The 12218-nt window shown below is 65.1% G+C and carries 12 protein-coding genes; 5 read left to right on the forward strand and 7 right to left on the reverse strand.

From position 1 onward, the window contains the following. Positions 1-89 precede the first annotated feature (89 nt). Positions 90-527, reverse strand: coding sequence for a metallopeptidase family protein (locus AC062T_RS04160; RefSeq protein WP_476027672.1), 438 nt, complete (start codon positions 525-527; stop codon positions 90-92). 24 nt (positions 528-551) lie between these two features. Between AC062T_RS04160 and AC062T_RS04165 the strand changes: the two genes are divergently transcribed. From AC062T_RS04165 to ahcY, 3 genes are read left to right on the forward strand one after another with little or no spacing between them, the layout of a single operon-like run. After that, complete coding sequence (locus tag AC062T_RS04165) at positions 552-758, forward strand: DUF3499 family protein (RefSeq protein WP_108515433.1); 207 nt, start codon at positions 552-554, stop codon at positions 756-758. Next, positions 755-2176 (forward strand): phosphomannomutase/phosphoglucomutase, encoded by a 1422-nt coding sequence (locus AC062T_RS04170; RefSeq protein WP_476027675.1) that lies wholly within the window; start codon positions 755-757, stop codon positions 2174-2176. The genes AC062T_RS04165 and AC062T_RS04170 overlap by 4 nt, the downstream gene beginning before the upstream one ends. A 35-nt stretch (positions 2177-2211) precedes the next feature. Next, on the forward strand, positions 2212-3678 hold the full coding sequence (gene ahcY / locus AC062T_RS04175) for an adenosylhomocysteinase (protein WP_108515437.1): 1467 nt from the start codon (positions 2212-2214) through the stop codon (positions 3676-3678). Between the two features lie 24 nt (positions 3679-3702). Here ahcY and AC062T_RS04180 read toward each other — a convergent pair whose 3' ends face one another. After that, complete coding sequence (locus tag AC062T_RS04180; RefSeq protein WP_476027677.1) at positions 3703-4587, reverse strand: RDD family protein; 885 nt, start codon at positions 4585-4587, stop codon at positions 3703-3705. 16 nt (positions 4588-4603) lie between these two features. Here AC062T_RS04180 and AC062T_RS04185 point away from each other — a divergent pair, with 16 nt between their 5' ends. Both AC062T_RS04185 and AC062T_RS04190 read left to right on the forward strand, forming a co-directional pair. Further along, positions 4604-5599 carry a stage II sporulation protein M gene (locus AC062T_RS04185; protein ID WP_476027679.1) on the forward strand — a complete coding sequence of 332 codons (996 nt, stop codon included), beginning with the start codon at positions 4604-4606 and terminating at the stop codon, positions 5597-5599. A gap of 92 nt (positions 5600-5691) precedes the next feature. Beyond that, positions 5692-6621, forward strand: a complete 930-nt coding sequence (locus tag AC062T_RS04190; RefSeq protein ID WP_476027681.1) for a hypothetical protein — start codon at positions 5692-5694, stop codon at positions 6619-6621. 147 nt (positions 6622-6768) lie between these two features. On the opposite strand, the gene AC062T_RS04195 is transcribed toward AC062T_RS04190, so the two are convergent. The 5 genes from AC062T_RS04195 to AC062T_RS04215 all read right to left on the reverse strand — a co-directional run. Then, positions 6769-7446 carry a response regulator transcription factor gene (locus AC062T_RS04195; RefSeq protein WP_476027683.1) on the reverse strand — a complete coding sequence of 226 codons (678 nt, stop codon included), beginning with the start codon at positions 7444-7446 and terminating at the stop codon, positions 6769-6771. Continuing rightward, complete coding sequence (locus tag AC062T_RS04200) at positions 7446-8903, reverse strand: sensor histidine kinase (RefSeq protein ID WP_476027685.1); 1458 nt, start codon at positions 8901-8903, stop codon at positions 7446-7448. Before AC062T_RS04200 ends, AC062T_RS04195 begins: the two co-directional genes overlap by 1 nt. A 38-nt stretch (positions 8904-8941) precedes the next feature. Continuing rightward, positions 8942-10234, reverse strand: coding sequence for a DUF58 domain-containing protein (locus AC062T_RS04205; RefSeq protein ID WP_476027687.1), 1293 nt, complete (start codon positions 10232-10234; stop codon positions 8942-8944). Continuing rightward, the gene (locus tag AC062T_RS04210) at positions 10234-11229 is read right to left on the reverse strand and encodes an AAA family ATPase (protein ID WP_476027689.1); all 996 of its coding nucleotides are present in this window, start codon (positions 11227-11229) and stop codon (positions 10234-10236) included. Before AC062T_RS04210 ends, AC062T_RS04205 begins: the two co-directional genes overlap by 1 nt. Positions 11230-11298: 69 nt before the next feature. Beyond that, a partial coding sequence (locus tag AC062T_RS04215; protein ID WP_476027691.1) for a DUF4350 domain-containing protein occupies positions 11299-12218 on the reverse strand: 920 nt, incomplete at its 5' end.

The following is a 12218-nucleotide window of genomic DNA, read 5'->3' on the forward strand; positions in this document are numbered from 1 at the left end:
ACGGTGAACCCCCGCGCGGCAGGGTCGTCCCCCATCACGGTTTACCCGTAGCAGGCCGGATGCTGCTGCTCGTTCGGCAGTAGGCGCTGCTAGAAGTGGCGAAACCGGTCGGGCGCAAGCTCCCAGGGGTCTTTGCCGATCAGCTCGGCGACGGCCCGAAAAACACAGCTCTCGATGACCATGCGGCGGTGCAACTCGTCGTCGCGGTGCAGGCGCGCTAGCCGCTCGATCGGCAGCCGGTACAACACGATGCGGCGCTCCGACGCATACACCGACCACCGTTCGACTTCGCCGGTGCTGCTGACGGAGGCGGGAACCGCGGCAACTTCGAACCGCACAGTGGCTAGTTCTTCGGGCCAGAGGTCGCGAAGGTAGCTGGCGGCGGCGGAGACGGTCAGGTCGAACAGGTCGATCCGCGTGCGCAGCGGGGGAAGAAACGGGCCGGTGACGGCGGAGCGGATGCCGCGGCCGTGTCGGTCTCGCCAGCCGCCGCGCGAGGATGCGCGTGTGCTGCGGGTTCGAGCCATACGCCCAGTCTAGGCTGGTGCCAAATGGATGGACGGCCCTGCAGCAAAGTGGCGTGCGTGAGCACAGCTATAGCGACGCTTACCTACGACTACCGCGACTCGATGGCGGTGCTCGGTCCGCTCAGCCAGAAGGCCGAGCCGCACAGTTACGACCTGTGCGAGAAGCACGCAGCGCGACTTTCTGCACCGCAGGGCTGGCAGGTCATCCGTCATGTAGCTTTGGGTGCATGAGCTCCGACGCTTCACCGATTGACCTGAGTCCGTTTATCAAGGCGTATGACGTCAGAGGGCTCGTCGGCAGCCAGCTGACGGATGCCGTTGTCGAGGCGCTCGGTGCCGCCTTCGCCGACGAGGTTGAGGCTGTGGGCCGCGACATTGTCGTTGGTCATGACATGCGAGATTCGTCGCCGGGCTTTGCCGCGGCGTTCTCGCAGGGTGCGATGGCGCGGGGCGCGAACGTGGTTCTCATCGGCCTGTGTTCGACGGACGAGAGCTACTTCGCCTCGGGCAGCCTGGATGCTCCTGCGGCGATGTTCACCGCGAGCCACAACCCTGCCACCTATAACGGCATCAAGTTCAGCCGGGCCGGTGCCCAGGGAATCAGCTTCGACACAGGGCTCAAGAGCATCCGCGACCGCGCCACTGTCTATCTCAGGGACGGCATTGACTCGCTCCCGCAGCAGGGCACGCTCCGCGAACTCGATGTGCTGGCCGACTACGCCGCGTACCTTCGCTCGCTTGCCGACCTCTCGACGATTCGCCCGTTGCGTGTCGTGGTCGACGCCGGCAATGGCATGGGCGGGCTCACGGTTCCCGCCGTGCTCGGCGAGGCCGCTGGCCTCCCCGGCCTGCCGCTCGACATCGTTCCGCTCTTCTTCGAACTCGATGGCACCTTTCCGAACCACGAGGCAAATCCGCTTGAGCCGGCCAACCTTGTCGATTTGCAGAAGGCCGTCGTTGAGCAGGGGGCAGATCTCGGCCTTGCCTTCGATGGTGACGCCGACCGGTGTTTCGTCATTGACGAGCGCGGCAACCCCGTCACCCCGTCAGCTGTTGCCGCTGTGGTGGCGCTGAGGGAGATTAAGCGCGTGCGCGCCGCCGATCCCGACGCCGACATTGTCGTGATCCATAACCTCATCACCTCCCGTATCGTCGAAGAAACCATCGAGGCTGCAGGGGCCACACCCGTTCGCACGCGAGTCGGCCATTCCTTGATCAAGGATGAGATGGCGGCCACAGGGGCCATTTTTGGGGGAGAGCACTCCGCCCACTATTACTTTCGTGACTTCTGGGGTGCCGACAACGGAATGCTCGCGGCGATGCATCTGCTCGCGGAATTCGGCAGCCAGGCTGAGCCGCTCTCGGAGTTCGCCCGCCGGTTCAACCCCTACTTTCAGAGCGGCGAGATCAATTCGACCGTCACGGATGTCCCCGCGGCCTATGCGCGCATCGTCGACTCCTTCGCGAGTGAGGCCGAGTTCGATGAGCTGGACGGCCTCACCGTGAGCGGCGGCACAGAAGCCGGTTTCTGGTGGTTCAACGTGCGCCCCTCGAACACCGAGCCGCTGTTGCGCCTTAACGTCGAGGCCGAGACCGAGCCGGAGATGAAGGCCGTGCGCGATCGCGTTCTCTCCCTCATTCGTCGGTGATCGTGAGGTCAGCTTCCGTCTGCGAGAATTGACGGATGCCTACCTCGCCGTTTGAATTCAAGGTCGCCGATCTCTCCCTCGCTGAGGCGGGTCGACACCAGCTCCGCCTCGCAGAGAACGAGATGCCCGGTCTCATGTCGTTGCGCGCTGAATTCGGTGAATCGAAGCCCCTCACCGGTGCCCGCATCGCGGGAAGCCTGCATATGACCGTGCAGACCGCCGTGCTGATCGAGACACTCACGGCCCTCGGTGCCGAGGTGCGCTGGGCGAGCTGCAACATCTTCTCGACGCAGGACGAAGCGGCCGCCGCAATCGTCGTCGGCTCGGGAACCCCGGAGGCTCCCGCGGGCGTGCCCGTGTTCGCCTGGAAGGGTGAGTCGCTAGAGGAGTACTGGGAGTGCGCCGACCGGATCTTCGATTGGTCCGCCGAGGCCGAGGCAGCCGGTGCCGATTGGATCGGCCCCAACATGATTCTCGATGACGGTGGCGACGCCACCCTGCTCGTGCACAAGGGCCGGGAGTTCGAGCTTGCCGGCGCCGTGCCAGAGGACGCCGAGGGCGACAGCCACGAATGGCGCATTATTCTCGCAACGCTTCGGGAATCTCTCGCCACGTCGTCCGACCGCTGGACCAGGGTCGCGGCCGAGATCATGGGCGTCACCGAGGAGACCACGACGGGCGTGCACCGCCTCTACGAGCTTGCCCGCGATGGCGAGCTCCAGTTCGCGGCCATCAACGTGAACGACTCCGTCACCAAGTCCAAGTTCGACAACAAGTACGGCATCCGCCACTCGCTGCCCGACGGCCTCAACCGCGCCACGGACACCCTCATCGGCGGCAAGGTCGCCTTCGTCTGCGGTTACGGCGATGTCGGCAAGGGCGCGGCCGAAGCACTGCGGGGGCAGGGCGCCCGCGTGATCGTGAGCGAGATCGACCCCATCAACGCCCTTCAGGCCGCGATGGACGGCTACCAGGTGACGACGCTCGCGTCAGTTGTCGGCGAGGTCGACATCCTCATTTCTGGCACGGGCAACAAGGATGTCATCACGGTTGATGACCTTCTTGGCCTCAAGCACCTGGCCATCGTTGCCAACGTCGGCCACTTCGACAATGAGATCGATATGGCTGGCCTTGAGACCCTCGAGGGCGCCGAGCGCATCGAGATCAAGCCGCAGGTACACGAATGGCGCCTGCCGACTGGCCGCAGCATCCTGGTGCTCAGCGAGGGTCGTCTCATGAACCTTGGCAACGCCACGGGTCACCCGTCGTTCGTGATGAGCAACTCGTTCGCTAACCAGGTGCTCGCCCAGATCGAGCTCTATGCCCACGGCGAGAACTACGAGCGCCAGGTCTATGTGCTCCCCAAGCTCCTCGACGAGAAGGTGGCGCGCCTGCACCTCGATGCTCTCGGGGTCAAGCTCACGGTTCTCACCCCTGAGCAGGCCGCCTACATCGGCGTTCCTGTCGAGGGGCCATACAAGGTCGATCACTACCGCTACTAGCGCAAGCCGTGCCTCGCGAGGCTGCTAGCGGTCAGGAAACTGATGCGGCAGCCCCGTGAGCACGGGCTCCAGGCTGGCGAGGCGGTCTCGCTCCGCGCGGAGCTTGCGGTACTCGCGATCACGCCGCACGGCCGAAATCGCCGCCAAGAAAAGCTCCGGATCGCAGTCGGGCACGGGGGAGACGAACGCTGCCGCCTCGCGGGCTAGATCCTGAGCGATGCGGTGGCGGGAATCGGGCGAATGCCCGGGGGCCTGGCGCAAGAACTGGGTAACCCTGCGCGCAAGACGCGGTGGAAGCTGTGCGACATCGGCGATCCGTGCCCACTCGGTGAGGGGCAGGGGCACTCCGTAAACGGGAGGATCCGCCTTGGCTACGCGCTCGTGCTGGCTATAGGTGCCAGCGATCAGATCCCCGAGACGCTTCGATCGTGGATGCACCAGGGCGGTGATCGTGGCGATCCCGCCGAAGGTCATGAAGATTTCGACCACGCCGAGCAGCGAGCGGATGAAGGCGTGCCGAAACCCGATCGAGCCACCGTCGTCGCGCACGATGCGTGCGCCGATGGCGAGCTTGCCGAGCGAGCGACCCTGGGTGATCGTCTCGACAATGGTGGGCAGGACGACGATGAAGAGAACGAGCAGAACGACAGAGATAGACGTGAGGGTCGCCTCGTCAACGACACTCGCCAGCAGCGGCGATGAGGCGACCAGCATCGCAGCGATAAACAGCACGATGTAGCAGCCCCAGTCGATCAAGGCCCCGGCCGCCCTGAGCACAAAGTCGGCCGGGCGCAGGTCGAGGGCGACCGCCTCGCCGGTGATGAGCTCGTCGTCTTGCAGAGACTGCAGAGACTGCACGGGCGCACCAGCAATGGCCGAAACGGATGCTGCGTGCTGCTCGCTCTGCATGCCAGTATCTAAGCAGATGGATATCGACGCCTACGCCGCAGCTCACCGCGATGAGTGGAACGACCTCGCGCGACTTGGCGCGCAACGGCGCTTCAGCGGGGCAGAGGCAGATGAGCTCATCGAGCGTTATCAGGCGGGGGCCACCGATCTTTCCGCTCTCCGCACCGCGACGGGGTCGTCGGTTCAGGCCGACCGGTTGTCGGTGTGGCTCTCGAGGGCGCGACTTCGCTTCACGGGCGCCAGCGCCAACGTTCTCACACGCCTGCCCGTTTTCTTTGGCGCGCAGTTGCCGGCTGCGCTGTATCGCATCCGGTGGCTGACCCTCGCGGTCACGCTCGCAACAGCGGTTATTGCCACGCTCTTTGCCTGGTGGGCGCTTGCGAACCCGGCGGTGATGGCCAGCTTCGGAACAGAGGAGTTCCGGCGGCAGTTCGCCGAGGAGGATTTTGTCAACTACTACTCGGAGCATTCGCCATCGTCATTCACCGGTTTGGTGTGGACGAACAACGCCTGGATAGCAGTCCAGTGCATTGCGTTCGGGATTGTCGGCGTCTACGTCCCCTACCTCATCCTGGCCAACGCGCAGAATCTCGGCCTCTCGGCGGCGATGATGGCCGACAACGGCCGACTCGACGTGTTCTTTCTCTACATTTCGCCCCACGGTCAGCTCGAGTTGTATGCGATCTTCGTTGCGGCGGCCGCGGGCCTGGCAATTTTCTGGTCGTGGGTTGCACCCGGTGCCAGACGGCGGGCAACAGCGCTCGCCGAAGAAGGACGAGCGTTGATCACCGTCGCCGTGGGTGTAACCCTGGCCCTGCTGCTTTCGGGAGTGATCGAGGGGTTCATCACCCGGCTTGACTGGCCATGGCCGATAAAGATCGGCATCGGAACGCTCGCCCTTGGGGTGTTTTTGGCGTATCAGTGGGGCTGGGGTAAGAGAGCATTCCAGGCGGGGGAGACGGGTGACCTCGATGAGTTTGAAGGGGGAGCCCGACAGCTCGTCGCAGGCTAAGGAACGGAGCGCAACCCGGCCGCCACCGGCTTATGAGAGCTCTCTCATCTGCACGGAATCGTGCTCTCATTCGCGGCCGCCACTGTATCTCTGTGCCCCTCTCAAACAAGTCGCTCACCGTCGTCGCTAGCGCGACGCTCAGCGCCTGCCTGCTCGCGGGAGGAATTGCAACCATCGCCTCGACCCTTCCCGCAGAAGAGGGAACGACGGTGCTGCCGGTCGATGGCGTGACGGGCACACCGAGAGACAGCATCGCCGATGACACCACGGGGCCCGAGGTTGATGGCGCTGCCACAGATTCGCCCGCCTCGGCGCTGGAATCTCCGGCCGAGCAGCCAGATGCGCAGTCGGCCGAGGGTCAGGCAACCGAAGAAACCGAAGCGGTGAAGACGCCTTCGGCTACACAGACGGCCCCGGTCACTGTTGAGGTTCCCCCTGCGGCTCCGGTTGCCGCGGCTCCGCTGCCGGTGCAACGGCCCGACCGTGCCCAGGTCATCGCGGCGATGCATGATTACGCTGTGCGGCTCTCTAGCGTGAACTGCCCCAGCGTGAACTGCCCAGAATGGATGCGCGTCGCCGCGGCTGGCCTAGGCAAGATCAGTACCGATAAGACCGGAAACGACAAATTCGGCGCCGACAAGAACGGCACCGATAAGGGGCTCGCACCCGACGGCGGCGTCGCCAGCACACCAGGCAAAGTGACATCCGAGGGGCCCGTGCTGGGGACCAAGCCGTCGGCAAGCGTGCCGCCTCCAACACCGCCGGCGGCTCCCCAGGAACCGGCGGCTCCCCATCCGAGCGAGCAGTCACAGCACTCCTCCAAAGGCTGGAAAAATTCTGACCGCGGCTGGCACAAACAGACCACACCGCAGCAGCCAACAGAGCAGCAGCCAGCACCGCAGAAGTCCACCCAGAAGAAGTCCACACAGCAGCAGTCCACACAGCACGGCTCGGACCGCGGACACCGCGGCTCAGAACGAGGCGGCTGGGGTGGCCAACATCGTGGTGGTGGCCGAGGGTAGGCCCGCCATCATGACGTGATGGTCGCGGGGTGATCGTCACGCATAAGGAGCCGGGTGCTTCGGGGTGCCCGGCTCCTTTGTGTCTCAGGCCAGTGTGTCTCCGGGCGGAGGGTCTCAGGCCAGTGCCTCCGGCCAGCCCGTTCGGCGTTAGCCGTTGTGATGACTCGTGAGCCGATATCCCATGCCCCGTACCGTCTCCACACGATGCCGCCCGATCTTGCGCCGCAAATAGCGGACATAGACATCGACGACGTTTGACCCCGGATCGAAGTTGAACCCCCATACCCGGCTGAGCAGTTGCTCTCGGCTGAGGACCTGCTCTGGATGCAAGAGAAACTCCTCAAGAAGCGCAAATTCCCGCGCTGACAGGTCAACCTCCGCGCCGGCCGACCGCACTCGTCGCGTCTTGAGGTCGAGTTCGAGGTCGAGAAACGAGATGGTGTCGGTGTGGGGCGCCTCGGCGACGGAATCGTGCAGGCGCACCCGCACGCGGGCGAGCAGCTCGTCGAACCTAAACGGCTTTGAGACGTAGTCGTTGGCTCCGCCTTCGAAGCCGGCCACGGCATCCTGTGCGGAATCGCGAGCGGTGAGGATAATCACGGCGATGCCATTGCCCTCGTCGCGAAGCTGCTGCAGCACGGAGAAGCCGTCGAGTCGGGGCAGCCCGATGTCGAGGATGAGAAGGTCGAAGGTGCCGGTGCGGGCCGCCGCGAGGGCAGAGAGACCATCGCGTTCGATCGACACACCGAAACCTGCCGCCCGCAGCCCCTTTTCTACGAATGACGAAATGCGGTCTTCGTCTTCTGCCACCAGGATTTGGGTCATTATTTGGTCCTTCCTCGTGGTGCTCGGGTGCTCCGGGGGAGGCGGATGGTGACTCGGGTGCCCACGACTCCGCTCTTGGCAAAGGCCTCGCCGCCGTGCGCCTGAGAGATGGCGGCAACGATGGAGAGGCCGAGCCCTGAGCCCTCGATGCCCCGTCCCTCGTCGGCACGAGTGAATCGATCGAAGATTCGTTCAATCTGTTCCTGCGGAATGCCCGGCCCATGGTCGCTCACCCAGAGGTCGATCACTGCCCGGCCGTTGGCGTCGGAGGCCGAGGCGCTGCCAATCTGAATGGATGAACCGGGTGGCGCATACTTTGCGGCGTTCTCGGCCAGTTGGAGCCAGGCCTGCGTAACCCGCTGACCATCGATAGCCGCATGAGCCTCGGCCCGTTCGATGAGCGTCCATTCGTGGTTGGCCGAAAGCATCCTGGCCTTGGCGAAGACGCTCGTGGTGAGTTCGTCGATCGCCGTCGATTTGAGGTGGACGAAGCCGGGGGTGTGACTTTTGGCGAGCAGGGCGATGTCGCTGACGAGGGTGTTGAGGCGGTCGAGCTCGTCAATGGCGATCTCTCGCGTTTGCGTTAGCTCGTCGGGATGCTCGGGGTCGAGAAGCTCAAGGTGCCCGCGCACGATCGTTATGGGGGTCTTGAGTTCATGGCCGACATCGTCAAGCAGGCGTCGTTGGCTGAGGAACCCATGTTCTAATCGCTCGAGCATGCCATTGACGGTGTGCGTGAGGTCTGTCACGTCGTCGTTGCCGACGACGGGGATGCGCTGCGAGAGGTCAGTGCCCGTGATGCGGTCGGCGGTATCGCGGAGGGTGCGGATGGGGGCCAAAAGGCGCCCGGCGACGATCCACCCCACGGCGCCGACGACGAGGAGGCTGATCAACGCGATGAGTGCGTATGACCGAAACGCATCGGTCATTGTGGCCAGTTCCGACTCAAGGTTGTAGGCGCTCACGTAGATGCCTGATGCGGCGTCGCCTTCCACGGTGATGGGGATGGCAACGTAGCGCAGCATCCCCGAGTCCGACGCGGTGGTGCCGATTACGATCTGCTCGTCGTCGGCTTCCCTCACGACCTGCTCGATGAACTCGTCGTCCTGATCGATGCGGAACGCTACGTTCGAGGAGGGGATGTAGGCCGGAACATCGTTGATGATGCCCATGGTGCTCTCGTTCGTATCGGGCAGAACCCGCTGCATCGCCAGGGTGAGAAGCTCGTCCACCGTCGCGGGGAACTCGTCGCCGGATTCGCCGCCGTCGGCGATGAACTGGAGGCCCTCGACCGTGAGGGTGAGCCTCTCGTCGATCGTGTGCAGCACTCGCTCGCGTTGCACCAGGTAAGCGGTCGCGCCAGCCAAAGTCATGCCGAGTGTCGCGACAAGCAGGATCGACGCCAGGATCCGTGCGCGCACGGACTTGACAGCATCGGCGATTCGCGGGGGCGTCACGTGCCTATTATGGGGGCCACCGCCCCGATTGTGGAGCTTTAGAGTCGCCCTGCTGCCTTGAGCGCGATATAGCGATCGGCGAGGGCGGGGGGAAGGTCGGATGGCCGTGCCGTGACGACATCGCCGCCGAGCTGGCGGATAGCCATGGACACCCGCGCACTGTCGAGGAGTGCCCGCTCTGCCGCCGCCGCCCGATAGACCTCGGCGGTCGTCGTTCTGGTCACTGAGGCATCGATCACATCGGGGTCGGAGACGGAACTCACGACAACCGTATGCCGTCGGGTGAGCTGCGGCAGCATGGCCAGGAGGGCCCTTGATGGCCCCGCTGACTCAATCGACGTCATCAGCACGACGAGCGAATGCCTGGTCGTGACGGAGTCGACGATCGCGGGCACCGCTGTCCAGTCCATCTCGATCAGCTCCGGTTCGACGGGTGCCATCACCGTGACCATTCGCGAGAGCAGGTCGCCACTGGCCGACCCCAGCACCCGGCCGCGCACCCGGCGGTCAAACAGGATGGTGTCGACCCTGTCGCCTGCCCGCGATGCGAGGGCCGCAAGCAAGAGGGATGCTTCGAACGCTGTGTCCAGGCGCGGCTCGTTATCGACGCGGGCGGCCGAGGTGCGGGCGGTGTCGATGATGATGATGATGCGCCGGTCGCGCTCCGGGCGCCAAGTGCGCACAACAACATCCTGGCGGCGTGCCGTAGCTCGCCAGTCGATCGAGCGCACATCGTCACCGCGCACGTACTCGCGCAGCGAGTCGAATTCGGTGCCCTGGCCCCTGATCATCACGCTGGTGCGCCCATCGAGTTCGCGCAACCGGGCCAGGCGGGAGGGCAAATGCCTGCGGGAGTTAAACGGTGGGAGCACCCGGATGCTGCCGGGGGCATCCAGAGTCGCCTGTCGTGCCACCAGGTGCAGAGGGCCGAACGATCGAATACTCACGTGCGCCGTGCGGCGCTCGCCGCGGCGAAACGGTGTGAGTGTTGTGCTCACGGCCCGGCGTTCGCCAGCAGGGAGATCGAGTCGATTGCGCGACGGGCTTGCTGCGGCCGATGGCTGCCACCCGTCGCGAATGATGCCCCGCACGCGCCGATTGCCGGTATTGGTCAGCATGAGAGTTGCGGTGACGGGTTCGCCCAGGCGCACCCGGTCGGGTAGCTCTCTCGCGATCTCGATGCGGCGGGGCGATCCGGCGAGCAGCAGGTCGGCCGTGCCGAGAAGAGCGACAAAGCCCACCCAGATGACGAGTGCCCACGGGTCTGCGAGCACGACAACGGGCACGATGCCGAGCGCTACGAGTGCAACGAAAAGACCCGAGACAGCCACTAGATCGGCACCTGCACCTGCTGCAGCACAGAGCGAAGGATCGAGTCGGAGGTCACGCCCTCAAGCTCCGCCTCGGGGCGAAGCTGCACCCTGTGCCGCCACACGGGCAGCACCATCGCCTGCACATGGTCGGGGGTTATGGCGTCGAACCCGCTGAGCCATGCCCACGCTTGTGCCGCGCCGAGCAGGGCCGTCGTGCCGCGGGGGCTGACCCCGAGCTTGACGGAGGGGCTCTGCCTGGTCGCGCGGGCAAGGTCCACGATGTAGGCGATCACGTCGGCGCTCGCCCCCGTCGCGGCGACCTCACGCTGCGCGGCAGCGAGACTCTGAGCGTTGAGAACGGCGGTAACGCCTGCGGCGTCGAGGTTGCGAGCGTTAAAGCCAGCAGCGCTCCGGGTCAAGACCTCGATCTCGTCGTCCCGCTGGGGAACCTCGAGAACCAGCTTGAGCAAGAAGCGGTCGAGCTGGGCCTCGGGCAGCGTGTAGGTGCCCTCGTACTCGATGGGGTTCATGGTCGCAGCGACAACAAACGGTGCGGGGAGCGGCCGAGAAAGCCCGTCGACGCTGACCTGACGCTCTTCCATCGCTTCAAGCAGGGCCGACTGCGTCTTGGGCGGGGTGCGGTTGATTTCGTCGGCCAGGAGGATGTTGGTGAACACGGGCCCCTCGCGAAAATCGAACTCGCCCGACTTCGCATCGTAGACAAGCGAGCCCGTCACATCTCCCGGCATGAGGTCGGGAGTGAACTGGATGCGGCGGGTGTCGAGGGCAAGCGTGCGGCTGAGGGTGCGAACCAGCAGGGTCTTGGCGACCCCGGGGACTCCTTCGAGCAGCACGTGCCCGCCGGCGAGCAGGGCAATGATGAGGCCCGTTACGGCGCCATCCTGGCCGACCACAGCCTTGCCCACTTCGCTGCGCACACGCGCGAACTCGGAGCGCAGAGCGGAGGTCGCAGCGGTCTGAGATGCGATGGTGTCGCTGAGATGCTCTGTCATGCGGTCATTCTCCCTTGGGTCAGGTCAGTGTCAGGTCGGTCAGGTCAGTCGGGCAGGGGCAGGGGCAGGTCAGGTTGGCGTGGTTGCTGTCGCGACGGCGCGCTCAAGCTCGAGCAGGCGATCGGAGAGCTCCATGAGGTCGCGGTCATGTGCCGGTACCGCGTCAACCAAGACGGCCCGCACATCCGCCTGGCGCCATCCGGTAATGGCCGCGACCGTGTCCGCGACCTCATAGACACCGGCGGTCCGGGGTAGTTTGCACTGGCCAGCGAGCCTCTGCACCGTTCCGATACGCAGAGAATCGAGGGCCCTCAGCCGAGCGGAGGACGTGCTGTAGAGCCTGGCCCTGCCCTCCATGGTCTCGGAGGCGCGCACCGTCACGGGGAGGTTCTCCACAACGAGAGGGCCGAGCCGGCGCCCACGCCAGACTCCGGCCGCGACCACCACGAGCGCCAGGAGGATGACTACCGGGGTGGTCCACTCTGGGCTCAGCGCAGGGTCTTCGTCCGAGGCGATGTCGGCGAAGCCCGGGATGTACCAGACGAGAGTGGGATTCTCGCCGAGCAGGCCAAACACCAACGCCACATTGCCCACGCTGGCGATAGTGCCGTTGGTGAATGCATCCGTTGCTCCAACAACGCTCACGGTGGTGTCGCCGTGATCGAACTGCACGACTGAGACGATGTCGTCGCCGCTGTCGAGGCACGAGACTACGGAGTCGTCACTGCCGAGATAGCGGTACCCACGCCCGTCGCCCGTAACCTCCTCGGCCCGAACAACGAGGCCGCGGACGCAGTCCGCGCTCAGCACACCAGAAACGCTGCCTGCCGGGGCAATCTCGGGGTTCACCGCCTCCACAGCGGTGGTGGAGGGGTCGAGCAACACCAGGTCGCGGGCCAGGGGCACAACATCGAGAAGCCGCGCGGCATTGTCGTCGTCGAGGATGAGCAGGGGGTCGTGGACGAGGATCGTGCTGTCACGATCGGCGG

The sequence above is a fragment of the Homoserinimonas sp. genome, assembly GCF_056262345.1.